Below are 24,520 nucleotides of genomic sequence, written 5' to 3'. Positions count from 1 at the left end.
ATTATACTATTCTACTGTTACCGACTTGGCCAAATTTCTTGGCTGATCGACATCCAAACCGCGACGGGCGGCAATATGATAAGCCAATAATTGCAAAGGAACTACTGCCAGAATCGGAGAAAGTAATTCTTCTACATGAGATACGGGAAGAAGATCGTTAAAGATTTCCGCAGCTTCGCCATCTTTAACTGGAGTCACACCAATTAACCGAGAATCTCTAGCTTTGGCTTCTTGGGCATTGGAAATTACTTTTTCATAAACACTACCAGGTATTGCGATCGCAACTACTGGTACTTTCGCATCTAAAAGTGCGATTGGGCCATGTTTCATTTCTCCAGCTGGATACCCTTCGGCGTGAATATAGCTAATTTCTTTTAATTTCAATGCCCCTTCCAAAGCAATCGGGAAGTTAATCCCCCTACCTATAAAAATGAAATCTTGGGTTTCGGCGAATTCGTGGGCTAGCTGTTCGGTTAAACGTTCCTGACTTTCCAAATTTGCTTCAATTTCTTTGGGAATCTGCCGCAACCCGTTAATAATTTTCTCTAATGTGTCTTTGGAAACTGTCTGACGACGAGCTGCTAAATCCAATGCCAAAGCATAAAACGCCATCAGTTGGGCAGTAAAAGTTTTTGTCGCCGCTACCCCAATTTCAATTCCTGCTAGGGTACTAATGACATGCGGTACCATATCACCAAGACTGCTTTCGGGGCGATTGGTAATGCCTAGTAGTCGCGCTTGATATTTAGATTCTTTCCCCTGGCGACGTTCTTTTTCCATTGCCAAAGCTGCTAAAGTATCAGCGGTTTCACCTGATTGGGTAACACCAATAATCAGCGTGTTCGCCGTCAAAGGTGATGGTGCATAGCGATATTCAGAAGCGTAATGTACCTGAGTTGAAATTCCTGCTAATTGTTCGATTAAATATTTTCCGATTAATGCTGCGTGCCAACTAGTACCACAGGCAAGAATCTGAATTTGTTCTAAATCGGTATATAAATCCGTCGGTAAACCAAGATTAATTGGGGATTCGATAGATTTGCCTGGATTAAAGTATGCTTCTAAACTAGCTCTTACTACCCCTGGTTGCTCATGAATTTCTTTGAGCATGAAGTGTTTGAAGCCCTGCTTTTCAACCATTGCAGGATTGAAGTTGAGTAGCCTGGGTTGTTTTTTCAACCTGTCGCCAGCAAAATTGTAAATCTCAACGCCCAAAGGTGTGAGGCGGGCAATTTCGCCATTTTCCAGAGGTAGCACCGCACGTGTGTAGGAAACGATCGCTGGCGTGTCAGATGCACAAAAGAATTCCCCTTGGCCAAAACCAATTACCAAAGGTGCTTGTTGGCGCACAACAATCAATTCATCAGGGAAGTCAGCAGAAATAACTGCAAGTGCAAACGCCCCGCGCAAGTGGTTAACGGCTTGGCGAATTGCTTCTAGGAAGGGAGATGAGGCAGATGAGGGAGATGAGGGAGGAAGATTCTTTAAAAATTCGGCGATGAGATGGGGAATGACTTCGGTATCGGTTTCAGAACGAAATTCGTGTCCTTTTGCTTTGAGTTCCTCGCGTAACTCACGATAGTTTTCGATAATGCCATTTTGGACTACCGCCACTCGCTTTGCCGTATCCAAATGGGGATGGGCGTTGTACTCTTCTGGTTTACCATGAGTTGCCCAGCGTGTATGACCAATACCAATTTGGGCAGGAGTTTCTATTTGTTCCAGTTTAGAACGCAGGTTATGAAGTTTACCTTTTGCCCGTACACAAGTTACCTCACCTTCCCAAATAGTGGCAATTCCAGCAGAATCGTAGCCCCTGTACTCTAGTTTTTCCAGCCCAGCCAGTAAAATGTCTGTCGCCGCTTGAGTGCCTATATATCCAACAATTCCGCACATTGTTCACACCACTTTTTTTCAGGATGATTAAATCCAGTATAGTGTTTACCACAAACTTGACGTTTTGCAAAGAAAAAAGGGAGTAATTTACTCCCTCTACCACTAGGTATTGTTATGGATTTTGGGCTTTGATAGCGGATTCACCGTCAGCGTTTGACGAAGAAAGGCAGAGGGCAGAGGGCAGAGGGCAGAGGGAAAGAAAAATGCTTGGGTTCAAGCCCCGCCCCTTGTGGGCGATTAACATTTTTTGGGGGTAAGGTTTAAGCCCCACCCGCAAGTGGCGTGGCTTTTTCCTCCTTCTGCCTCCTGCCTCCTGCCTTCTGACTTGACAGTACAAATACGGCTTCTAGGATTTAGATACCCAGAGATTTTATCCCCAATCTAAAATTACAATTTCGTAAAGCGGGCAGTGTCCACTCTACGATGCTAAAGTTGCTTGCTATTGAGAAGCTTCAAAGTCTTGAGTTCCGAGTTCCGAGTTCCGAGTGAAGAATCAAGAAATTGTTTTTTTGATTTACTTCTTTCTGTTTCAACACTCGGCACTCAGCACTCAGCACTCAGCTTTTTAGTAGGCTAGACCCATACTGCGAGTTGTTTCAGCGCCCAGGTAAACCCGGATGCTCAAAAAGTCGGTGGGACAAGCGGTTTCGCAGCGCTTACAGCCCACGCAGTCTTCTGTACGGGGTGAAGAGGCAATTTGAGCAGCTTTACAGCCATCCCAAGGAACCATCTCAAGTACATCAGTAGGGCAAGCGCGGACGCATTGGGTGCAGCCAATGCAGGTGTCGTAGATTTTTACGGTATGAGACATTGAAAAAACGGCTCCTTTCGAGTGTTCTTCTCTGCGAAAGAATCATAATCAACGCATAGTCTACCGCAGTGGTTGATAGGCCGTAATCAAAAGGCTACATAACTTCAAACAATGTAATAAGCACCCTTGATATTTGTTTTTGCGCGATTGTCCCATTGACTTATTAATCAGCAACATCACAGGAGCGTATTTATCCCAGCGGTATACCATGACGGGGTTGAATAGTAAAGACAGATGAAACAAAAGTCAATTTACAAAACTAGATGAGAAAGTTATCTATGCTACTTATTGATTGGTAACTATGTACCGTCAAATAGAGCCAATCTATAACGAAATGTTAACTGTTAATCGAAAGTGCCAAATTAATTTTATGGGTAATAATCTGATTGTGCGATCGCTAATTCTCCGTGTAAAAAGAAAAAATTTGGCTATCTAGGTGACATAGAAGGTTATGACTATTACTGCTTAACACTGCTTTTTCTATGTAAACGATCAATTTAAAGACTGCGATCGCAGCTATGTTTTTGAGCGATCGCAGTCAGCAATTGTAAGGGAATGCTCACAGATAACTTGTATATTTGACTGTTCAAGTCTGGCAATCTCATAAATTTTACTCCTACAGTTCAGAGTATTTCCGAAATTGCAAATTCATCATTTATAAGGGGGATTTCTGTTTGAATTTTTGGCTCACAAGGCATCACTTCCAGTTGTTCTTCTGGATTCTTAGCATCAGGCAATTTATCTTTTATATACTCAGTTTCTCGGATTTGTCTAGCAATACTTTCTAACAGCCAAAGCTGTTCTTCCACAGACAAGGCAAGGATGGAACGCTCAATTTCTAGTAAATTTGACGATATCATTTTGTTGTTGATTCCTAGCAAGGTGTATTTTTCAAAGATATTATATTCAGTCTATCTGGTTAACCTAGAGCATCGCAAATTCCCGATCATTTTCCCCACGCTTATCTTTTCACAAATCATAAGAGATTGCTAGAAATAACTAGAAGCCAATTCTATGACTTTTTAATTAAGTATTCCTGCTGAAGTAAAATGTACGCTAAACTGGCTACATGAATTACGAAACAGCTCGGAAACTCCTCATAGATCAGACAATCACAACCGAGGAAAACCCAGATGCGCTGTTAACGCGTATGAAACAGGGGAAACCACCGGTACCCGGTCAGATCACTTCGATTTTGTTAGCATTGAAAGTGGTGTTTGAAGCCCTCAAAGATGCAAAGAGCCTAGACCGAGAACTGGCTTTGGCCCTTTATCAGTTAAGTATTAAGGCGCAACAGCTATTTGGCGCAGGGCGTAAAGCCGGGGTTGATTGGCCGCCACTTCTGAAAGAAGATTTGCTACGCATTTCCTTAGCATCTGAAAGTATCTTTTCGGGTACATGGCAAACCCTAGCTCAGATGGAGTTGGGGAAGTTGTAGACACAAATTCAGTAATCTTTCAACGAGAAGGGATAGAGGGAGATGAGGGAGATAAGGGGAATAACCAATGCCCAATGCCCAATACCCAATACCCATTAACGAATTTGCAGTTCCTTTTCTAATTTGTCTAGGTCAGTTTTAAGCAAAACCGTCATTTGACCAGTAAAAGCTTTGCCAGTCTTGGGTTGGGCAATTTCTACCCAATATACATAGCGATCGCCTACTCGTAATTCTCCCTTCAAGGCTTCCCGAATCGGAGTTCTGGCTAGACGCGCTGAGTTAACTACCTTTTGGTTGGGATATTGATACACGACTTGGGCGCGATCGTAGTCTTGATAAATTTCTAAGCCATAAATTACCCGCAAGGATTCTTGAAGGCGCTCAAATGTCATGCCGTTAATAGCATCATACATAGCAATGCGTTCAGAGCGAATTCTGCCTCGGTCTTTGGAAAACTCCACCCTACCAGGAGGCAATACCGACGCCTGAAAAGTGAATCGTTGGGCAGCAGTATCACTCTTTTGTACAAATAATAGCTCTCCACTCCTGGGGCGGAGAGTGGGATGTGCTTTAATCCAGGTGCCTACTTCTTCTGTACTTTGCCCTGGTAAAGCATTAGCTTGGGAATCAATTAGCGTTCCCACGCACAGCCAAGGCACTAAAGATAAAGGCAAAATCAAACAGTTAAGGAGAGATTTTTTGAGCATTTTGCTGTTCGGGATTTTCATGAAAATTTCCCTATTAGGGAATAACCATAGTCTTCCCGTTTTTCAGCAATATTATTTCAATTAGTCACAGCGATAACCCCGCAAAGCCAAATCTTCTCTCTTTGCAAAAACTACAGTGTACACACAAGTCTAAAAAAGCTCGATTTTAGTTCTTCACAAGTTTCTCAACTTCTTCTCCTAATGTCAAAAGTAGATTCAGCCTAGTACAGCACGGCGGAAATAAACCACCCATTCCCAATCAACAAAACCCTTACGCTGTCTTCATTTTTAATTTTTAATTTTTAATTTTTAATTCCGCCTTGCGGTACTAGTCATTGCTAGCCCTTGAAGACCAGGTGCTTTGAAGATGAACAAGAGAAGCTTTGCAACCATAGACGGCAATGAAACTGTTGCCCAAATCGTTTATCGACTGAATGAAGTTATTGCGATCTACCCAATTACACCTTCCTCACCAATGGCTGAGTGGTCAGATGCTTGGGCTAATGAAGGAAAACGCAACATTTGGGGTACTGTTCCCTCGGTGGTACAGATGCAGAGTGAAGGAGGTGTGGCTGGTGCTGTACATGGTGCTTTACAAACCGGTTCACTGACAACCACATTTACAGCATCGCAGGGATTATTGTTAATGATCCCCAATATGTACAAAATTGCTGGGGAATTAACACCTACAGTTTTTCATATTGCCGCGCGATCGCTAGCCGCCCAAGCCCTCTCTATTTTTGGCGACCACAGCGATGTTATGGCAGCGCGTGGCACTGGTTTTGCTATGTTTTGTTCTGCATCAGTGCAAGAAGCACAAGATTTTGCTTTGATAGCAACACGGGCAACCTTAGAATCACGGTTACCGTTTCTGCACTTTTTTGATGGCTTTCGCACCTCCCACGAAATTAACAAACTTGAACTGTTAGTAGAAGATGACTTGCGAGAATTTATTCCCGATGAATTAGTATTCGCCCATCGGTCACGCGCCCTCACCCCCGATAAACCAGTTTTGCGCGGTACAACACAAAACCCTGATGTTTACTTCCAAGCCAGGGAAACTGTCAATCCTTACTATTTAGCTTGTCCAGACATCACCCAGAAAGTCATGGATGAATTTGCTGCGATGACTGGGCGACAGTACCAACTATTTGAATACCACGGTGACCCAGCAGCCGAACGAGTTATTGTGCTGATGGGTTCTGGTTGTGAGGCTGTTCATGAAACAGTAGATTCACTCAACGCCTGTGGTGAGAAAGTGGGCGTTTTGAAAGTACGACTATATCGCCCTTATGATGCTACGCGATTTGTCGCCGCCTTACCAAAAACTATTCGTAGCATCGCAGTTTTAGACCGCACCAAAGAACCAGGCGCATCTGGTGAACCCCTCTATTTAGACGTGGTAAATGCCATTTATGAAGCATGGGGAGCAGGGGAGAAATTAGGGTTAGATTCTCCCATGCCCCTCCGCCCCCCTACCACTCTGCCCAAAATTATTGGTGGTCGCTACGGTTTATCTTCTAAAGAATTCACACCAGCGATGATTAAAGCTGTCTTTGATAATCTTGCTGCGGCTGAACCAAAAAATCATTTTACTATCGGCATTAACGATAATGTCACCCACACCAGCTTGAATTATGACCCCGACTTTAGTATCGAACTAGATAACACAGTAAGAGCGATTTTTTATGGTTTGGGTGCAGATGGTACAGTAAGCGCTAATAAAAACTCAATTAAAATCATTGGAGAAGAAACCAACAATTACGCTCAAGGCTATTTTGTCTACGATTCCAAGAAATCAGGTTCTGTCACAGTTTCCCATCTACGTTTTGGTTCACAATTAATTCGCTCGACCTATTTAATTAGCAAAGCTAACTTTGTCGCCTGTCACCAATGGGAATTTATCGAAAAATTTCCGATCCTGAAAGACATCATATCAGACGGTACATTCTTAGTTAATTCTCCTTATGAAAAAGATGAAGTTTGGGATCATCTGCCGACATCAGTACAAGAACAAATTATTCAAAAACGTCTGAAATTTTATGTAATTAATGCCTATAAAGTCGCTCGTCAAGCAGGTATGGCTGGCAGAATTAACACAGTAATGCAGGTTTGTTTCTTCGCCTTATCCGGTGTATTACCACGAGAAGAAGCCATTGCAGAAATCAAAAAGTCCATCTGCAAGACTTACGGCAAGAAAGGCGACGAAATTGTGCAGATGAACCTCAAAGCAGTAGATACCACATTAGAAAATTTGTATGAAGTGGGGAATAGGGAAGGGAAAATAGGGAACGAAAAAGAAAACCAATCTTCAATCCCTGACAATGCACCTGCTTTTGTCCGTGATGTCATAGGTAAGATAATTACTCGTCAAGGAGATGAATTACCAGTTAGTGCTTTACCAGCAGATGGCACTTATCCCACTGGGACGGCGAAATGGGAAAAGCGTAACATTGCTCAAGAAATACCTGTTTGGGATACAGATGTCTGCATTCAGTGTGGGAAGTGCGTTATGGTGTGTCCTCACAGTGTCATCCGTAGTAAGGTTTACGAACCGCAGCAGTTAGAAAATGCACCACCGACATTTAAAAGTGCTAGTGCTAAAGACCACGATTGGCAAGGCTTAAAATATACTATCCAAGTGGCAGCAGAAGATTGTACTGGTTGTGGTATTTGCGTAGATGTTTGTCCGGCGAAGAATAAATCAGAACTACGCCGCAAAGCCATTAACATGGAACCGCAACTGCCATTACGGGAACAAGAACGGGAAAATTGGGATTTCTTTTTGAATATTCCTAATCCAGATAGAAGCCATCTGAAACTTACTCATATTAATCAACAGCAGATGCAAGAACCGTTGTTTGAATTTTCTGGGGCTTGTGCTGGTTGTGGCGAGACACCTTATATTAAGTTAGCAACGCAGCTGTTTGGCGATCGCATGATTGTTGCCAACGCCACTGGTTGTTCTTCTATCTATGGCGGGAATTTACCCACTACCCCTTGGACGCACAATACCGAAGGACGCGGCCCAGCTTGGTCAAATTCGTTATTTGAAGATAATGCCGAATTTGGACTTGGTTTTCGCATTTCCATTGACAAACAAGCAGAATTCGCCGTTGAATTACTCAAACAACTGACAACAAATGTGGGTGAAGAACTGGCAAATAGTATTCTCAATGCTGAACAAAAAGATGAAGCTGATATTTGGGAACAGCGAGAAAAAGTAGCGCTGTTAAAACAGAAGTTAGATCAAATATTGACTGCGGAATTAAACCCTAATCTAAAATCTAAAATCCAAAATCTAAAATCGATTGCTGATTATTTAGTAAAAAAGAGCGTCTGGATTATTGGTGGTGATGGCTGGGGTTATGATATCGGTTTTGGAGGACTAGATCATGTCCTAGCCAGTGGATACAACGTTAATATTCTGATTCTTGATACTGAAGTTTATTCCAATACAGGTGGACAAATGTCCAAAGCCACCCCCAAAGCCGCTGTAGCTAAATTTGCGTCTGGGGGGAAAGTTGCACCTAAAAAAGACTTGGGTTTAATGGCAATGACTTACGGCAATGTTTATATTGCTAGTGTAGCAATGGGCGCACGGGATGAACATACTCTTAAGGCATTCTTAGAAGCTGAAGCTTATCAAGGCCCATCATTAATTATTGCCTACAGTCATTGTATTGCCCACGGAATCAACATGAGTACGGCAATGCAAAATCAAAAAGCTGCCGTCGATTCAGGTCAATGGTTACTATATCGATTTAATCCAGAGCGTATTAAGCAGGGAGAAAACCCACTACAACTTGATTCACGCACACCAAAATTACCACTAGAGCAATATATGTATCTAGAAAACCGCTTCAAAATGTTAACTAAGAGTAACCAAGAAACAGCACAGCATTTACTTAAAGAAGCTCAAGCAGATGTAAAAACCCGTTGGCAAATATATCAATATTTGGCGGCACGTTAAATAATTAGTAATTCATAATTGTTTGCTTTTTTATAAAAACTTGACTTGGATTTGATCAAGAAATCCAAAATATAAAACCCTAAATGATATGAGGTTGTTATGGATCTTACTACAACTTATATGGGGATGAAATTGCGATCGCCTCTTGTTCCCTCTGCATCCCCTCTATCTGAGGACATTGACAACATCCAGCGCATGGAAGACACAGGTGCAGCAGCAGTGGTGATGCATTCGCTGTTTGAGGAACAGTTGCTTCTGGAACGTTATGAACTCCATCATCACCTCACCCAAGGTACTGAAAGTTTTTCTGAAGCCTTAACTTACTTCCCTGATTTAATCAACTTTCGAGTAGGGCCAGAAGCTTATTTAGAGCATATCCACAAAGCCAAGCAGAAGGTGAGCATTCCAATTATTGCCAGTCTCAATGGCTCATCTGTTGGTGGATGGACAAACTATGCCAAACAAATTCAGCAAGCAGGAGCAGACGCACTAGAGTTAAATATTTACTACGTTCCTACCGATATGGAACTTACGAGTCATGAAATTGAGCAGACTGATATTGATATTCTTCGTGCAGTCAAAGCAGTAATAACTATCCCTGTAGCAGTCAAACTCAGTCCATACTTCACTAATACAGCAAATATAGCAAAACGTTTGGATGAAGCGGGTGCTGATGCTTTGGTATTATTTAACCGCTTTTACCAGCCAGATATTAATCTTAATCTCCTGGAAGTTGAACCCAATGTGCTATTAAGTACACCGCAATCAATGCGATTACCGTTGCGCTGGATTGCAATTCTCTATGGTCGCATTCGTGCGGATTTGGCTGCAACTAGTGGTATTCACAGGGGAGAGGATGTGTTAAAGATGCTCATGGCTGGGGCAAAAATTACGATGCTTTGCTCAGTACTGTTACGACATGGGATTAACCACATTCGAGTCATTGAGGAGGAAATATGCGAATGGATGCAAAAACACGAATACGAATCAGTACAACAAATGCAAGGGAGTATGAGTCAAAAGCATTGTCCAGACCCTAGTGCTTTTGAACGTGTTCAGTATATGCGATCGCTGACCAGCTATAAACCTGAATGGAGAGCCACTATTGCAAAAATGGAGAATTAGTCAATATCTATGGGAGGATCGCTACCTTAATCACCTTTCGCGCTTTCATATCACAAAACACCTGTTCTAAATCTTTTAATGGTCGCTGTTCGCTAATAAGTAACTCAAAGGGAATTTTGCGACTAGCTATAAGTGCAAGGGCTGATCGCACATACTCTGGTGTATTATGAAACACGCCTTTGATGGTAAGTTCGCTATAGTGTAGCTGTTCTGTATTCACAGTAATGCTTGTATCCCGTGGACATCCACCGAATAAGTTGACTGTTGCACCAGGACGAGCGCAGGCGATCGCAGTTTCCCAAACACTTGGTACACCAGTGGCTTCAATCACCACATCTGCGCCCCATCCTTGGGTAATTTCTTTCACCACACTGGAAATATCCGGGATTTGATGATAATTAAAAGTCTGGGCTGCACCCAATTTCTGACCAATTTCTAACCTGTGGTTATTACCTCCCCACAGTAAAACCTCAGCTTTCTCACTCAACGCCGCCACAAACATTAGTCCGATCGCCCCATCTCCTAAGACGACTACTTTATCTTTGGGCTTAATATGAGAACGCGCTACACCATGCAATACACAAGCTAAAGGTTCCGTCATAGCTGCCAATTCCCACGGCAATTCATCGGGAATCCGCAACAAATTATGCTCTACTATCGGTGCAGGAATTTTCAGGTATTGGGCAAAGGTACCATTATTCCAGGTCAAATTTGGACATAAAGAATATTCTTGGCGTTGACAAAAAAAGCACTTCATGCATGGAGCAGAATTATTAGCGACAATGCGATCGCCTACTTGCCAATTTGTCACCCCTGCACCCAAGGCAACAATTCGCCCAGCAGCTTCGTGACCGAACAGCGTTGGTAGTTTCAACATTTTGGCATGACCACCACGCCGCCAGACTTTCAAATCTGTTCCACAAGTTGTTGCTGCCCCCACTTGGATTACAACTTCGCCAGCCGCCGGAGTGGGGTCAGCAACTTCCTCTAGGCGTAAATCTTCTTGCCCATAAAGTAAGGCTGCTAACAAAACTTTAAACCTATCAATTAGCTACATCCGATTTTACCAGTTGCAGCTAATTCATAGGTCTAAACTAAATCAGTATTGATTTTTAGTAGGTTTTATTGAAAAACTAAGTATTCACCGCTGGCTGGGGAACCACTCCAGTGTTCCGGGTTTCCACATTAGGCAAGCGAATAACAGTTAATAGCGGTACTTCTTGTCGGCACGACAGGCAAAACCAATATACTTCACCATGACGGGCATGACGCAGGAGGGAACCACCGCAGCATGGGCAGGTGTTGGCTCTCGTACTCATAACCAATGTCCTCCTAAAAAAAGTTGTTGTTTTAAACTCAGTAAAAAAAGCAGTTATTAAAACTGGATGTTAGCTGCATGAATGCGGCCATTCGATTCTATGCGGTCTTTAATAATTTGTCTGTAAACAGCTTCATATCCGTTAACCATTTGGCTAACGCTAAAGTTATTTTCCACATATTTTCGACAGGTTTGACGATTGAGTTCCAAAGCTGGTGGAATCATTGCTGCCATTTCTGCATAGCTTTTGCAGATAAAACCTGTTTTGCCGTGAGCAATCACTTCAGGTACGGAACCGAAATTCATGGCAATCACTGGTGTCCCAGTTGCCATTGATTCAATCATTACTAAGCCAAAAGGTTCTTGCCAATTAATGGGGAAAAGAGTTATGGCAGCATTGCCCAGAAGTTCAGTTTTTTCGGCGTGGGTAATTTCGCCTAAATATTCGATTTGCTGACCATCTATGTAGGGGGCAATCTCTTGTTCAAAAAACTCAGAGTCTTTAACATCAACCTTTCCTGCCATCTTCAAGCGCCAACCACTCTGTTTAGCAATGGCGATCGCATGTTGCGGCCCTTTCTCTGGTGAAAAACGACCTAAAAATGCCAAATATGAAGGTTCTGACGGTTGGGCTACGAATGAGTAATCTGCTAGCTCAATTCCGTTATAAACCGTGTCAATATAATTAAGATCGATTTGACGCTGCGAGTTACTAATACTGACATAAGGTTGCTTTTGGTGGTAGCTAAATGCGTAACGGTTGTCAGTTGTAAAATTATTATGCAGCGTATGGACTGTAGAAGTTGCTGTTATCAAATTCGCTAAAGGTAGTGCCGAAATCCCTACATGAGAATGGATAATATCGAATTGGGCAGCACGTTGGTAAACTTGGCTCAGTTCTAGCATTTCGTACACTGCATACTCTTTCACATTTGGGTCTAAGCGCAATGCACGCGGGTAAACTGCTTGTAAATTAGCCAAAGTTTGAGAATCGCCAGAGGCAAATAAAGTTACCTCGTGACCGCGACGAACAAGTTCATCAGTTAAGCGACTCACTACCAGTTCTATTCCTCCATAATTAGGAGGTGGAACCCTTTCCCATAAGGGGGCAACTTGAGCGATTTTCATACGTTTTTTTGGTTCAGTCTATGAAATTATCCTCAATAATGAGCTACATCATTATTTTATAAGGAAAGAGCATTTGTACTTACTATTTTGACATTTAAATTAACCTAACAGGCTAGCAAAAGCGCAATAATAGTTAACCGTACCGCAAACTTTCTACCGACAAATCTAACGGACTATTGGTGAAAGTCAATCCTGACCTATACTTCTAACCTATAGCTAATCTATTACTTGTTGCATCTGTCTTGGGGATCATAATGCAGTAAAATATTTTGTAGCAGAACTTACAAAATTGAATATTTTGTAGCTGACAATACTAAAATGTTCAATAGGAGCAAATAATTAAAACTGTGTTGAAGGGCAATTAGGAAATGAAATAGTAATTATAAATATTAACTAATTGTACAATAATTACATAATTTGTAATTAGTAATTTACAAAAATTCTGATAACTAACTAATGAAAATCGCTACTTGGAACGTCAACTCAATTCGCACTCGCCTTGAACAGGTTATCGATTGGTTAACCCTGAATCCTGTTGATGTTCTCTGCTTGCAAGAAACCAAGGTTATGGATGCTGAATTTCCGCGATCGCCTTTTGAGGAATTAGGCTATAACCTTTATATATCAGGACAAAAATCCTATAATGGCGTAGCCATAATTAGCCGCCAGCCACTTTTAAATGTAAGTAGCGGGTTTAGGGCGGTTTTGCCAGATTTACACCACGAATGGGACGAGCAAAAGCGAGTGATTACAGGTGTAATTGATGGTATTCGGATTGTGAACTTATATGTTCCCAATGGTGCAGCAGTAGGAACTGAGAAATACGAATACAAAATGCGCTGGTTGACAGCGCTACATGAGTATTTGCGATTGCTCGTGCTGTCACACCCCGCAATTTGTGTGTGCGGAGACTTCAACATTGCCTTAGAAGACAAGGATATTCACGAGCAAGTGAGTACAGAAAATCACATTATGGCAACAGAAGCAGAGCGCCAAGCTTTACGGGATATTCTGAAACTGGGATTTGCCGATGCTTTTCGCAAATTCACCACAGAAGGCGGAAATTATAGCTGGTGGGATTATCGCGCTGCCGCTTTCCGTCGCAACTTAGGTTGGCGAATTGACCATCACTATCTCACACCTATCTTGTATGAGCGTGCTAAAAGTTGCATCATCGATGTCGCACCCAGAAAATTAACCCAACCCAGCGACCATACGCCGGTAATTGTGGAATTTTGAATGGGATTGGGGAATGGGGACTGGGGAATGGGGGCTGGGGACTGGGGACTGGGGACTGGGGATTATTATTCTTCCTAGTCCCTAGAACAACAATTCAGTAATATATAAAACACGAGATTCGACAACCAGATTTTTAGGTCATTTCAAGCACAAGTTCCTTCTTGCGTCTAAAAGAAACCCGAATTTTTCGTCATAACCCTGAATACTGCATCGGTCTTCTAGTCCCCAGTCCCCAATCCCCAATCTCCAATCCCCAATCCCCAATCCCATCAATTTAATGGCTTATATATATCTTCAGAACAGGGATTGAGATAAGGACGTTGTAAATCTATTAGATGCCGCGCAAAGTGTTGGTCAATCGTCCTCATCCGTTCTTCCATCGCATTCTTACCTTTTTGCCAAGCTTCCAACAAAGCATTAGCGACGATTTGACAACGGTTCATCCCAAAACTTTCCTGTGCGGCAAATTTTTGGGTTGGTTCTTCAGCTAAACCTAAGCCTGGGGCTAAAAATTTAGTAAACAAAGGAATTTCGGGCTGGAAATGGGATTGATTTTCTATATAAACAGCCTGAAGAATTGTACGAATTGCTGGATAGTCGGGGAGTTCAAAATAGAGTAGCCCCGAATCATAACGTCCGTATGCACAGGGATTGTGGAGAACTTGAAAGCTAAAGGGAATCGAGGCTGCGTTCAATTGCAGTGTCAAGCTCTGCATCAGAGCGATCGCACCTGATGGCGTAAAGTTAAAGTAGATTCGCCCTGCTCCTAAATCAACATCGGGGTTACTTTGCTGTTCCTGTCCGACATTGCTAACTGCTAAGTAACAACCGTTTTGCAGTCGATTTTTGGGCATCCAGATTGCTACCATATCTCCCACTTTGGTAGATTTCTTACTGGATTCTAGATGGCAATCTGGCTCAACATAAAGTGTTAAACCGCCTTTAGTCACCGCCATAGTCCCATCAGGTTCTTTCCGCAACACCTGCCATCTAGGGTCAAAATAACCTATGCCGTGATTACTGGCGTGCAGCTGCTCGTAAAAGTCCCAATCAATTTCCAAAATGGAATTATCTGCTAAATTATCCTTTGATGGGTGATTAGTACTATCAGTATTAACTGCTAAAGTAGTTTGCAGAGAGCCATTGTAATAGATTCCATAGAGAAAATTTCGTAGTAGTAAAGTCAGATACTTCTGTTGTAAATCTACGGAATTTTGCTGAAATCTGTCGGCTATTTTAGTCGGTAGAGCAAAGGGTTGATAATTTGGATGGTAAATACAAAAATTTGACTCAATCTGGATATTCTTAGCAATATCAAATAGAGAATTTAGCGGTTGATTGATAGAGGAATTTAGCATTAATCCATTCAGAACTGAAACTTTAAAAAAATAGAATTCAGGAGTCAGAATAAAGAATTCAGAATTTGGTGTTCTTTTTACATTGTTCTGCTACCTATTGCTAACAACCACGCAGCCGAGTTTTTTCGTAATAAATGCGAAGTAATTGCTGTTCTTTTACAGGCTGAGGAAATTTATGAATCTTTGCTACAGGATTCAGGATTTCGGACTCTGATATCCCGAAAATTGTCAGTACAGCTTGCTCCGGCATTGTGAGTAGACTTTTTGCTACTTGGAGCATACAAATATCAGTATTATTAAAGTATTTCCGGCACGTAATCATATCTTGAATTTGATGAATCAGTGCCAGTCCCGCAAACTGGATAACGCGCAAAATAAAGTCACTGCGGTATTCCAAAATCATGGGGAAAGCATTCACATAAGCCCTAATGAGGGCAATAAGTGAAGGTTGTAAAATCTCTAACGGTGTTAACGCCAAATGTAGAGATTCTTCTAACTCAATGGTGGGGTCTACTACGAGGCTGTTGAGCCAAATTCCTAAGTAGCTTGCCAGTAAAGTTCCTAAATCAAAAGCTGGGTCTCCCCAAGAACAAGCTTCCCAGTTAATTAGTCGTACTAGACAATTGTCTAGTTGCTCCCATCTGGAATGAACCAAAATGTTGCTCAATTTCAGGTCGTTGTGAGTCAAGCAGCAAGGATTCCATTCATAAGCCAAATCTGCGATCGCAGATTCCAAACTCTCGTACTGTTGATAGAGAACATAGAATTTTAGTGCATCTGTGGGAACAGCCCCAAAAATCTCCGGCCCAATTGACCCTATACCTTGGGCTGGATTGTAAAAGCCATAGCGAAACTCTCCTTGGGGAGCAGTTGCCATAAAATCCTTATATTCTCGGCGGTTGTAGGTGGCGCGATGCAGTCCCGCCAAAGTCGTGCCGATAGCTGAAGCAATTTCTTGTGGAAAAATCTCATTGTTGTGGTACAATGTCGCAAGTTCTAAATACTCACTCAGATAATTGCAGACGAGAATAGAATTTTCTTCGTCAAAATGCACCACCAATGGTGCGATCGCTGAAGTATTACCTAGAACTGGAAACTGTTGGAGGAGTTGGTGAAATAGCCACTCCTGAAACAATTCATGAGGCGCGGCGTCATTGTTGTTAACGTTACGTTCTTGTTTAATTAGCAGTTTACGATTATCTGCTAAAGTCACTACTAAATTGAAATTGCTCTTACTATTTCCTGGCAACTCAGATTTGTCTGATGGTTTATCTTCTGAGCTACACAGACCCGCGTCTTGCAGGTACTGGATAACGTTATGAGAAGACAGTGATAATACCATGTATTATTTCCTACTTCATTAAATTACTTAAACTTATCTCTGTCAAATTTGCTTGTTTTTAGCAGCTTTCCGTAGATAGAAACTAGTGCAAAAAAGCAGGGGGCAGAAGGAATACTGGTGATTTCACCTATTTTTAGCCTTTTTCAACTGGATAGTTATTTACGCCAAGCTGCACTAATGTGTGAATAACAATAAAGATTTGTACAATCTACTAATATCCCATCTTTTGGATAAAAACCTGCCAAAATGGCACCAACTCCTTTATAATTGCTTTAAAATTTACTCCCAAATCCAGTGACATCTTTACACTTTATCAGCATAGTTACTTAGACACTCTAGAGTAAGTTTTGTGGTAGAGCCGTTTGATGTAGCTCCATCCCCTTTTTGTGGCGGAGAAGCATCCCCAGCAAAAAACTGATTGGCAACAGATGTTGTTTGATGTTCAGTAGCCATTCTAAAAGCAGCGAAGAATTTCAGTAATCCTTCGCAGGACAAAGCATGGCATTCAACGCTATTACTTTTATTTATCATCACCAAGCCAAAAAAACCGGACTTTTTGGGCGGTTAGTAATTATTTTTTTATTTAAATTTGAGAATTTGTGCCTGAAATCCTTGTTATGACGTTATTTGTGTGACCTACAAATTGTAGATGACGATGAGCGATCGCAAACAAAGGCTACATGAGCGCATCTTATGGAACTGCACTTTTGTCAATGACTAATGAATAAATCGGCAGACGGCTATCTCCGGACACTCTTTTTGTTGGGATGGGATTTCCGTTGATTTCCTTTGAGAATGCTGGAAGTTATCAGGCAAGGATAACAAGTCATAGTAATATAAATGTACTATTAATTCCAGGCAAAGAAAGTCATGCCATATCAAAAAAAGAGGAGGGTGGTTATTACTTAGAGACTGATGCTACCTTAAAGCCACAATTTGATGCACCATCACCGCCAATGACACCATACCCAAAATTGTCATTAATCCCGCGGGCATAAATTTACGTGTTTTTGCTAGTCTAAATACAAAGAAGACTACTAAAACGGCAGTAACTAATACTGCTAAAATTGAACCCCAAGCTTGCCCTTGGAGTTGAAAATAAGCGGCAAATATTAGTAATAAACCACTAATGCTGCCACTTAGGAGTGAAACTCTACTGGTAGCTTGGATGTAGCCAATAATGCCACCAATAATCGATAATATGCCGTAGGCAAAAGCAGCAACTATACTTAAATTCATTGTTAAAACATCTATAGACTTTGACTTTACTGCCAGGGTCAGCAGACAATTTACCATAGCTATTTAGCTACACCACACAGTTGATTGATGGATAATCAAGCGATGCCAATGGCAAGTACTTCCTCATATACAAAGGTTCAACATCTCCAGCGCCAAGCAGCCTCACTTTTACTGTACCAATCTGTTCTGCAAGGCGAAGTGGGGGTGGCATTTCTGGAACTCTTGCAATCTATACGTTACACTAATGTCGATGCACGGGGTTGTCTCCAAGCTTACGGAACTTACTTTCACGCTTTAGCCGCTAGAAATCAAAACTGGGAAGATTATTTAATTACTCAACTTCTCTTCTCTGAGAATCCTTTTGCAAAGCTGGCTGGAGTGCGAGAATTTGAAGATTTACCCCCAGCTTTAGTAGCAGCAGTTCAGCATGATTTACAAATATTGCAAAGTCTCTACGAATGTAGCAGCGCTTCTTTGAGTGAGTGGGTACAAAGCGTTACTCAGATGCCGATTTCACCAGTAGTGTGGTATAAAGAGCAAGAATTTGTAGGAGTAGAGACAAAGTTCGCTAAATATCTACAAGAGTTAGATAATTGGGCTGATGCTGTAGAAGAGTTAGCAGCTTATTATCGGCAATGTGGCTCTGGCTTATTTGCAGAATATCGCGCTTTACGCTGGCAAGCTGGCCAGTTTATTGGTATTCGTTATTCTGACCCGGTTAAACTGAGTGCGCTTGTCGGTTACGAGTCTCAAAAAGATGCTTTGCTGAAAAATACAGAGTTTTTATTATCAGGAGAGATGGCACTGCATGTATTACTTTACGGTAGTCGCGGTTCTGGCAAATCTTCTTTGGTGAAATCTTTGTTGAATGAATATAGCGATCGCAGTCTTCGCTTGTTGGAAGTAGCAAAATCTGACTTAAAAGAATTACCAGAAATTGTGGAACATTTACGGGGTGTGTCACAAAAATTTATTATCTTTGTCGATGACCTTTCATTTGAAGAAGATGATGACGCTTTTAAAGCCCTCAAAGTCGTTTTAGAAGGTAATTTAACCGCGCGGCCTCAAAATGTAGTTGTATACGCTACTTCCAATCGCCGTCATTTGATTCGGGAGTTTTTTGTGGATAGACCTGCACCCAAGGATAATGAAGAAATCCATGCTTGGGATACGATGCAGGAGAAGCTTTCCTTTAGCGATCGCTTTGGTTTAACCTTGACTTTTGAACCAGCCAATCAGAAAACTTATTTAAAAATTGTACAACATCTAGCTGCACAAGCTGAAATTAAGATTACCCAAGAAGATTTGGAATTTCAAGCATTACAATGGGCAACTCGCCATAATGGTCGTTCTGGACGGACAGCACGGCAGTTTGTTGATTTTTTAAAAGCAGATTTAACACTTTTTAATGCAAATAACAATACATCTAACACCTAGTATTAAAATTAATTTATTGATGATTGCACTTTTATAATATTTACACAACAATGTTATGCAATAGTAACTAAGACAACAGATTCCAGAACGACTATGTTACCAGATTTTGAAAGTAGTTCTTATTTCACAAAACAGAAAAACAGATTAAAAATCACTTATATTAAGTCTTTAATCTGGACTTATTTTTTCAATTACGAATTACGAATTACGAATTACGAATTAGTATGAGAGCTACTTATTCTGATAATTTAACTACTTTAAAAAACAGCAATATGCAATCAGTAATGATCAGCAATCGATTTATACTAGTGATAGTTGCCTTTAGTGTGAGTTTTGGTCTTAGCCTTGTCCCAAGCTGGGATTTTAATAAAGCCTTTCTCACAGGTGTAATTACTGCCGCTACTATCTATACCACAGCATTATTCATAGAAAAACGACGCAGAAATTATGAAATGTTTGTTTTAGGTTCTCTCCGCAAACGAATTAAAGATATGGAGGGATTAAAGGCTCGTGTTGTCAGGGAAGTTAATCAAATCCAAGAACATCATAATTTATTGTATGCTGAATCACAACAACTGCAAAATCAAGTAGCAGAAAGCCGTAACCAAAGGGATAGTCTACAGCGAGAATTAAGAACATTTGCAGGACAAAAAAAGCAATTAGAAACCGAAATTAGTAGCCTGCAAACTGAAATTAATAACTTGCATAACAATCAAACAGAATTGAACAATGCTTTTTCTGTACTCACAGCCGAGAAGCGCCGTCTAGAGTCAAATTGTAATGTATCTCGCGCTGAAATCGCCCAGTTACAAAGTCAAATTTCCCAACTCCAACAGGAGAAACAAGAAGTTGAAAGCAACTTAACTCTTTTAGGCAGACTAAAACCCCAATTAGAAGAAAAACTATACGAACTACGAATTACAATTCAAGAGCTAGAAGTTGAGACAACTCAAAAAAATCAATTGTTGATAGCGACAAAAACCGAAAGAGAAAATATCCAAGTTATTTTGAACTCTTCACAAACCCAAATAGCAGCACAAAAGGTTGAATTAGAGCAGTTGCAAGGGCAAGTTTCATTATTGCAAGAAGAACGAGACTCATTGCAAAATCAAGTATGGGAATTACTACAACAACTAGAAACCTTCAATCCAGAGCCTTTGGCTGATAATTCCCAAGAAGAAGATCCTGAATTGTTTCCTTTTTCTGAAATAATGGAAACTTCCGCAATCATAGAAAATTCGGATGTTGATACATCAGAGAATATACCTGAAGAATGGACTAATTTTTTAGAAAATCTCCCAGGATACGAACTACAAGTATTAAAAGCTATAGTCGATCAAGATAATCCCAATGCCGCTATTAAAAAAATTGCCGAAGCAAACATTACTATGCCAAATCTCTTAATCGATTCTATAAATGAACGGGCAAATGATACTATTGGTGAATTAATAATTAACACAGATTCGGAAAGTCTAGAAGTTTATCCTGAGAATATTACCCATGTCAAAAAAATGATTGCAATGCATGAAAATCTTATGGCTAGACATGATTCGTCAAATTAAATTATTATTGCCGTCATTAGATTAGTATAAGTTGAAGATATATCTTATCTATCTACTGCGTGCTTCTGCGTTTAGAATAAAGTGAAATTTAAGACATGGCAAAGCTCAAAATCTCGAAGAAAATCTCCACTGCTTTAATCAATTCCCTTGGTGCGGGGGTAGTACCCAGAGTTGGAGTTGAATATATAGCAGTAGGTCGAGAAAAAGAACTAAAAAGCCTATTACAAAATCTGGATGATATTGCAGAAGGTGTCGCAGCATTTCGCTTCATAATTGGTAACTACGGTTCTGGGAAAAGTTTTTTATTACAACTAATTCGCAACCGCGCTATGGAGCAAGGTTTTGTAGTAGCTGATGCTGATTTATCTCCTGAACGCCGATTAGCTGGAAGCAACAATGAAGGTTTAGCCACCTATCGAGAATTAATGAGCCACCTAGCTACAAAAACTCGTCCTGATGGTGGTGCTTTAGTCTCGATTTTAGAAGGATGGATTAATAAAATTCAACAAGAAGTGGTTAAAGAAACTGAAATGCGTCCGAATGACGATGGTTTTGATGACCAAGTTGAATCGAAAATTAGGGAAGTAGTTCAGTATATTGAAGATTTAGTTCACGGTTTTGATTTTGGTAGCGTGATTATCGCTTATTGGCGTGGCTATCGAATGGATGATGATAATTTAAAAAATGCAGCGATGCGCTGGTTACGTGGGGAATTTACTACTAAAGTTGAGGCGAAAGCAGCTTTAGGAGTGCGGGTAATTATTGATGATGATAGTTGGTATGACTATATAAAACTGTTTGCGAAATTTGTAGCTGAGATTGGCTATAAAGGGCTGTTAATTTTAGTTGATGAAGCTGTACACATATATCAAATATCTACTACAGTCACACGGGAAAAGAACTATAATCGACTCCTTGCAATGTTTAACGATACCATGCAATGTAAAGCAGAACATCTTGGCATTATCGTTGGTGGAACAACCAAGTTTTTAGAAGACCCCAAACGGGGACTTTTTGCAGACCAAGCTTGGCAAAGACGCACAAAAGAAAGTCGTTTTGTTGCACAATCTGGTGTTCAGGAACATTTAGGGCCAGTGATTCGGCTAAATCCGTTGAGTGAAGCAGAAATTTTGACGCTTCTGCAACGTTTAGCTGAGATTCATGCACTCAATTTTGGCTATGAACAGACTTTAACAAATCGTGAGTTGAAGGAGTTTGTGCAAGAAATTATTAATCGCCTGGGTGCAGAAGCATTACTTACACCAGGGGAAATTGTCCGAGATTTTATGAGTGTGCTGAATATTCTTCACCAAAATCCAGGAATTGTGTTTGGTGAATTAATTCATGGTTCTAAATTTAAGCCTACTGCTATGGGTAAGGATGCAGATGTGGATGAGGATGGCGCAGCAGAATTTAGTTTGTGATTAATGTTAAAACGGTACGTCAATAAAGTTCAATGCACCTGACGAAATTTACTCTTTAGTAATTGGTAAGTCAAGCCAATCACTAAGTTCATAAGCTAGCCAGTCAAGTTCTGGAGGAGTGAGAGTAAAAAATTCTCCCTCATATAAAAACCTATACTTTCGTAGTCCTGCCCAAATTATCAAGCCAGCAGAATTGTAACTTTCTCTCATCCGTTCTAAACGAATAATATATTCTCTTGGACTTGGAGGTAGATGATGAAGCTCAATTCCAAACACATGAGAAGCTAAGGAAATCTGATGCTGATTGATAAGAAGTCGCAATTTACCTGATGACAACAGTAAAACAATCCATATCCATTTTGCAACAGGTATAATTGTAGATAATATAAGTACAGCTGCGAAAAAGCATAGCATATAAAAATCAGAGGAATAAGAGGTGTCAATCGCAGGAATTATAAAAGTAATAATAGCAGGCATAGATAAAATAGGAAGACAAATTATAAAAAGTAATAATACGTACACTTTTTTGGTAAAAAATCCACTTCCTGGAACAATAACTTCTATAGAATCAGCACTTTTATTCAAAACAACTTTACAACCAGGAGGTTTTATTGGGTTTGAATTAATAGTTATTCTCTGAGTCTGGGTTGCATTTTCAGGTTTTTCTAAAGCTTGCAAAGCGCTTTCAGCAGAAGTTAAACGTTGACTTGCAATAGGTTCTGTCATCCAGCTTAACCAACTGCTAAAACTAAGACTAATATTAGCAGCCTGTTCAAATTGAATTTGTAGGTCTGTTTGCGGTAAGTCTGCGGGATGCTGACCTGTAACTAAATAAATTAAAGTTGTTCCCAAACTGTAAAGGTCAGAAGCACGAGTAGCTTTACCATTAAATTGTTCTGGTGGCATATAGCCGTAACTTCCCACAACTGTCATAGTGCTACTTCTTCTGGCGATGGTTTGCACTGAACCAAAATCTACCAAGTACACTTCACCTACACTATTACCAGAGCGATTTGTTAATAGAATATTACTTGGTTTGATATCACGATGAATTACGGGCGGCTGACGCCCATGCAGAGATTTGAGAATTTCTAGAATAGCTTTTGCTAGTTCCTTAACTTCTTCTTCACTGAAACTACGTCCAGCTTTGAGTTGTACTTCTAGAGATTGGGCTGGGATATAACTTTGTACGAGTGCAAATCCTCTGCTGTTGGGTGAATCTAGCTCAAAGTAGTCAAGGTAGCGGGGAATGGCTGGGTGGGAAAGTGCTTTGAGTGTTTCAGCTTCCCGCTCAAACAGCTTGAGGTCGTTCCATTCAAACTCATTACCAAAAGACAGTATTTTGACAACTACTAATTCTTGAGTTTGTAAGTCACGAGCTAGCAGCGTCCCCCGTCCGGCTTTTTTGCCTAGTTCCTGTTGCACTTGATATCTTTCCAACAGGATTTCTTGGTTAGAATCTGGTGATTCTTGACTTGTCATTTGCTCGTGACTCCAAAGCTTTGTTGCTTTTATAGCTTTCCTGTTTATTACTGCCCCACTGTAAGATTACTTAAGTTAGCAACAAGCATTAAAGAGAGTATTTTTCTAAAATTTGACTTACTAAGCTAATGAGCATTTAAGTTGCATAAAACCAGGGCTTAAGCCCTTACTACAAGCGAATAAGTCTGGAAAAATGAATGATGATTAGCTTATCTACTCAATACTGCCTAGTAGTCTGCCAACCCAAAAATGCTAAGTGAGGACTGGGGAAAGGGGAAAGGGAAAAGGGAAAAGGGTAAGAGATTTAAACCCTTTCCCCCTTCCCCCTTACCCTTTACCCCGCCAAGTTCACTTGGCGAACTACTAGATTTTGCCTAAAAATAAAAATGTATAAAAATGAAACTCAATAAGACCTGCAATTCTCATCAAATTCATCTGTTTTCAGGATTGGTTAAAATAGCTTTTGGTTGATTAGTATTAAATAGAGAAGCAGACAACAGAACAATCGGTTTGTTTGTTTGGTTTTCTCCATAATGAACCATTCCGGCAGATTCAACTAAAGCATCTCCCACTGTAAGCTGTATAGTTTTCCCTTTTTGAAGAATGAATTCTGTGCCGTTAGCTTTCGTTACTTTAGCTTCTCCTTCCACAACAGTATAAGTTAAAGTTCCCGCCTCTACTCGTTCAATCTGCATTCCCGGATGAGTATGAGTAGGGAGTTTTGCTCTTGGTGCGATGGTATAGCGTACAAGCTCAAGAATCTGCTTTTTATCTTGAGTAGGATAACCACTCGCTAAAACTTCACGGGTAACAGATTGAGTGTAAGTATTGGATGAGGACGTTTCTTGGCTATTAACAACTACACTGCCAAAAGCTAGAATAGCTAAGGGGAGAATCAGCGACAGTTTTCTCATATTAAAAGTTTTTTGTTTGGGTAATACCTTTAATCAAATCATAATTTGGGATGAGTTAAACCGTGCAGATGTTGCTCTGGTTGAGATTAAACTGACTGCGTTGTTTACCGCCGCAGGCATCGCAACA

The 24,520-nt window shown here is 40.7% G+C and carries 21 protein-coding genes; 8 read left to right on the top strand and 13 right to left on the bottom strand.

Features of this window, described 5'->3' with window-relative positions:
* Nucleotides 1-6: 6 nt before the first annotated feature.
* Together glmS and psaC are read right to left on the bottom strand one after the other, a co-directional pair.
* The gene (gene glmS / locus ACWATR_RS10460; RefSeq protein ID WP_460332039.1) at nt 7-1,896 is read right to left on the bottom strand and encodes a glutamine--fructose-6-phosphate transaminase (isomerizing); all 1,890 of its coding nucleotides are present in this window, start codon (nt 1,894-1,896) and stop codon (nt 7-9) included.
* A 565-nt stretch (nt 1,897-2,461) separates the two neighbouring features.
* On the bottom strand, nt 2,462-2,707 hold the full coding sequence (gene psaC, locus ACWATR_RS10455) for a photosystem I iron-sulfur center protein PsaC (RefSeq protein ID WP_012411495.1): 246 nt from the start codon (nt 2,705-2,707) through the stop codon (nt 2,462-2,464).
* Nucleotides 2,708-3,008: 301 nt separating this feature from the next.
* Here psaC and ACWATR_RS10450 point away from each other — a divergent pair, with 301 nt between their 5' ends.
* Nucleotides 3,009-3,143 (top strand): hypothetical protein, encoded by a 135-nt coding sequence (locus tag ACWATR_RS10450; protein WP_460332035.1) that lies wholly within the window; start codon nt 3,009-3,011, stop codon nt 3,141-3,143.
* Nucleotides 3,144-3,330: 187 nt separating this feature from the next.
* Here the strand turns inward: ACWATR_RS10450 and ACWATR_RS10445 are convergent, their stop codons facing one another.
* The gene (locus ACWATR_RS10445; RefSeq protein WP_460332033.1) at nt 3,331-3,567 is read right to left on the bottom strand and encodes a hypothetical protein; all 237 of its coding nucleotides are present in this window, start codon (nt 3,565-3,567) and stop codon (nt 3,331-3,333) included.
* 209 nt (nt 3,568-3,776) lie between these two features.
* On the opposite strand from ACWATR_RS10445, the gene ACWATR_RS10440 reads away from it, so the two are divergent.
* Entirely contained in the window at nt 3,777-4,145 is a 369-nt protein-coding gene (locus ACWATR_RS10440) for a Dethiobiotin synthetase (RefSeq protein WP_069070526.1), read from the top strand.
* A 95-nt stretch (nt 4,146-4,240) separates the two neighbouring features.
* Here the strand turns inward: ACWATR_RS10440 and ACWATR_RS10435 are convergent, their stop codons facing one another.
* Nucleotides 4,241-4,852, bottom strand: a complete 612-nt coding sequence (locus ACWATR_RS10435) for a hypothetical protein (protein ID WP_460340327.1) — start codon at nt 4,850-4,852, stop codon at nt 4,241-4,243.
* A 367-nt stretch (nt 4,853-5,219) separates the two neighbouring features.
* Between ACWATR_RS10435 and nifJ the strand changes: the two genes are divergently transcribed.
* Together nifJ and ACWATR_RS10425 are read left to right on the top strand one after the other, a co-directional pair.
* On the top strand, nt 5,220-8,825 hold the full coding sequence (gene nifJ, locus ACWATR_RS10430; RefSeq protein ID WP_460332031.1) for a pyruvate:ferredoxin (flavodoxin) oxidoreductase: 3,606 nt from the start codon (nt 5,220-5,222) through the stop codon (nt 8,823-8,825).
* Nucleotides 8,826-8,924: 99 nt separating this feature from the next.
* Nucleotides 8,925-9,950 carry a dihydroorotate dehydrogenase-like protein gene (locus tag ACWATR_RS10425; protein ID WP_460332029.1) on the top strand — a complete coding sequence of 342 codons (1,026 nt, stop codon included), beginning with the start codon at nt 8,925-8,927 and terminating at the stop codon, nt 9,948-9,950.
* Between the two features lie 7 nt (nt 9,951-9,957).
* Here ACWATR_RS10425 and ACWATR_RS10420 read toward each other — a convergent pair whose 3' ends face one another.
* The 3 genes from ACWATR_RS10420 to ACWATR_RS10410 form a co-directional block, all read right to left on the bottom strand.
* Nucleotides 9,958-10,980: a zinc-dependent alcohol dehydrogenase gene (locus ACWATR_RS10420; RefSeq protein ID WP_460332027.1), complete on the bottom strand. Its 1,023-nt coding sequence runs from the start codon at nt 10,978-10,980 to the stop codon at nt 9,958-9,960.
* Between the two features lie 103 nt (nt 10,981-11,083).
* On the bottom strand, nt 11,084-11,269 hold the full coding sequence (locus ACWATR_RS10415) for a hypothetical protein (RefSeq protein WP_460332025.1): 186 nt from the start codon (nt 11,267-11,269) through the stop codon (nt 11,084-11,086).
* Between the two features lie 56 nt (nt 11,270-11,325).
* The gene (locus ACWATR_RS10410) at nt 11,326-12,396 is read right to left on the bottom strand and encodes a glycosyltransferase family 4 protein (RefSeq protein ID WP_460332023.1); all 1,071 of its coding nucleotides are present in this window, start codon (nt 12,394-12,396) and stop codon (nt 11,326-11,328) included.
* A gap of 456 nt (nt 12,397-12,852) precedes the next feature.
* Here ACWATR_RS10410 and xth point away from each other — a divergent pair, with 456 nt between their 5' ends.
* Nucleotides 12,853-13,635, top strand: a complete 783-nt coding sequence (xth, locus tag ACWATR_RS10405) for an exodeoxyribonuclease III (protein ID WP_460332021.1) — start codon at nt 12,853-12,855, stop codon at nt 13,633-13,635.
* A 269-nt stretch (nt 13,636-13,904) separates the two neighbouring features.
* On the opposite strand, the gene ACWATR_RS10400 is transcribed toward xth, so the two are convergent.
* The 4 genes from ACWATR_RS10400 to ACWATR_RS10385 form a co-directional block, all read right to left on the bottom strand.
* Nucleotides 13,905-14,993 carry a T3SS effector HopA1 family protein gene (locus ACWATR_RS10400; protein ID WP_460332019.1) on the bottom strand — a complete coding sequence of 363 codons (1,089 nt, stop codon included), beginning with the start codon at nt 14,991-14,993 and terminating at the stop codon, nt 13,905-13,907.
* Nucleotides 14,994-15,093: 100 nt separating this feature from the next.
* Nucleotides 15,094-16,335 (bottom strand): phosphotransferase family protein, encoded by a 1,242-nt coding sequence (locus ACWATR_RS10395; RefSeq protein ID WP_460332017.1) that lies wholly within the window; start codon nt 16,333-16,335, stop codon nt 15,094-15,096.
* 303 nt (nt 16,336-16,638) lie between these two features.
* Nucleotides 16,639-16,788 (bottom strand): hypothetical protein, encoded by a 150-nt coding sequence (locus ACWATR_RS10390; RefSeq protein ID WP_176727009.1) that lies wholly within the window; start codon nt 16,786-16,788, stop codon nt 16,639-16,641.
* Between the two features lie 465 nt (nt 16,789-17,253).
* Nucleotides 17,254-17,574, bottom strand: a complete 321-nt coding sequence (locus tag ACWATR_RS10385; RefSeq protein WP_420760555.1) for a TMEM14 family protein — start codon at nt 17,572-17,574, stop codon at nt 17,254-17,256.
* Nucleotides 17,575-17,661: 87 nt separating this feature from the next.
* Between ACWATR_RS10385 and ACWATR_RS10380 the strand changes: the two genes are divergently transcribed.
* The 3 genes from ACWATR_RS10380 to ACWATR_RS10370 all read left to right on the top strand — a co-directional run bounded on the left by ACWATR_RS10380 (nt 17,662) and on the right by ACWATR_RS10370 (nt 21,997).
* A complete protein-coding gene (locus ACWATR_RS10380; RefSeq protein ID WP_460332014.1) occupies nt 17,662-19,011 on the top strand; it encodes an ATP-binding protein in 1,350 nt (449 codons plus the stop codon).
* A 272-nt stretch (nt 19,012-19,283) separates the two neighbouring features.
* Nucleotides 19,284-20,573: a tellurite resistance TerB C-terminal domain-containing protein gene (locus ACWATR_RS10375; protein WP_460332012.1), complete on the top strand. Its 1,290-nt coding sequence runs from the start codon at nt 19,284-19,286 to the stop codon at nt 20,571-20,573.
* A gap of 95 nt (nt 20,574-20,668) precedes the next feature.
* On the top strand, nt 20,669-21,997 hold the full coding sequence (locus ACWATR_RS10370) for an ATP-binding protein (RefSeq protein WP_460332010.1): 1,329 nt from the start codon (nt 20,669-20,671) through the stop codon (nt 21,995-21,997).
* A gap of 48 nt (nt 21,998-22,045) precedes the next feature.
* Here ACWATR_RS10370 and ACWATR_RS10365 read toward each other — a convergent pair whose 3' ends face one another.
* The gene (locus tag ACWATR_RS10365) at nt 22,046-23,479 is read right to left on the bottom strand and encodes a serine/threonine protein kinase (RefSeq protein ID WP_460332008.1); all 1,434 of its coding nucleotides are present in this window, start codon (nt 23,477-23,479) and stop codon (nt 22,046-22,048) included.
* 431 nt (nt 23,480-23,910) lie between these two features.
* Nucleotides 23,911-24,393 (bottom strand): cupin domain-containing protein, encoded by a 483-nt coding sequence (locus tag ACWATR_RS10360; RefSeq protein ID WP_460332006.1) that lies wholly within the window; start codon nt 24,391-24,393, stop codon nt 23,911-23,913.
* Nucleotides 24,394-24,520 lie beyond the last annotated feature (127 nt).

This window comes from Nostoc sp. UIC 10890 (assembly GCF_054786515.1).
Note: the sequence above shows the minus strand (reverse complement) of the source record. Positions and strands in the feature narration are given on the sequence as shown.

Coding starts and splice junctions, on each gene's coding strand:
- glmS (WP_460332039.1), bottom strand. CDS start 1,896: ATGTGCGGAATTGTTGGATATATAGGCACTCAAGCGGCGACAGACATT.
- psaC (WP_012411495.1), bottom strand. CDS start 2,707: ATGTCTCATACCGTAAAAATCTACGACACCTGCATTGGCTGCACCCAA.
- ACWATR_RS10450 (WP_460332035.1), top strand. CDS start 3,009: ATGTACCGTCAAATAGAGCCAATCTATAACGAAATGTTAACTGTTAAT.
- ACWATR_RS10445 (WP_460332033.1), bottom strand. CDS start 3,567: ATGATATCGTCAAATTTACTAGAAATTGAGCGTTCCATCCTTGCCTTG.
- ACWATR_RS10440 (WP_069070526.1), top strand. CDS start 3,777: ATGAATTACGAAACAGCTCGGAAACTCCTCATAGATCAGACAATCACA.
- ACWATR_RS10435 (WP_460340327.1), bottom strand. CDS start 4,852: ATGCTCAAAAAATCTCTCCTTAACTGTTTGATTTTGCCTTTATCTTTA.
- nifJ (WP_460332031.1), top strand. CDS start 5,220: ATGAACAAGAGAAGCTTTGCAACCATAGACGGCAATGAAACTGTTGCC.
- ACWATR_RS10425 (WP_460332029.1), top strand. CDS start 8,925: ATGGATCTTACTACAACTTATATGGGGATGAAATTGCGATCGCCTCTT.
- ACWATR_RS10415 (WP_460332025.1), bottom strand. CDS start 11,269: ATGAGTACGAGAGCCAACACCTGCCCATGCTGCGGTGGTTCCCTCCTG.
- ACWATR_RS10410 (WP_460332023.1), bottom strand. CDS start 12,396: ATGAAAATCGCTCAAGTTGCCCCCTTATGGGAAAGGGTTCCACCTCCT.
- xth (WP_460332021.1), top strand. CDS start 12,853: ATGAAAATCGCTACTTGGAACGTCAACTCAATTCGCACTCGCCTTGAA.
- ACWATR_RS10400 (WP_460332019.1), bottom strand. CDS start 14,993: ATGCTAAATTCCTCTATCAATCAACCGCTAAATTCTCTATTTGATATT.
- ACWATR_RS10395 (WP_460332017.1), bottom strand. CDS start 16,335: ATGGTATTATCACTGTCTTCTCATAACGTTATCCAGTACCTGCAAGAC.
- ACWATR_RS10390 (WP_176727009.1), bottom strand. CDS start 16,788: ATGGCTACTGAACATCAAACAACATCTGTTGCCAATCAGTTTTTTGCT.
- ACWATR_RS10385 (WP_420760555.1), bottom strand. CDS start 17,574: ATGAATTTAAGTATAGTTGCTGCTTTTGCCTACGGCATATTATCGATT.
- ACWATR_RS10380 (WP_460332014.1), top strand. CDS start 17,662: ATGGATAATCAAGCGATGCCAATGGCAAGTACTTCCTCATATACAAAG.
- ACWATR_RS10375 (WP_460332012.1), top strand. CDS start 19,284: ATGCAATCAGTAATGATCAGCAATCGATTTATACTAGTGATAGTTGCC.
- ACWATR_RS10370 (WP_460332010.1), top strand. CDS start 20,669: ATGGCAAAGCTCAAAATCTCGAAGAAAATCTCCACTGCTTTAATCAAT.
- ACWATR_RS10365 (WP_460332008.1), bottom strand. CDS start 23,479: ATGACAAGTCAAGAATCACCAGATTCTAACCAAGAAATCCTGTTGGAA.
- ACWATR_RS10360 (WP_460332006.1), bottom strand. CDS start 24,393: ATGAGAAAACTGTCGCTGATTCTCCCCTTAGCTATTCTAGCTTTTGGC.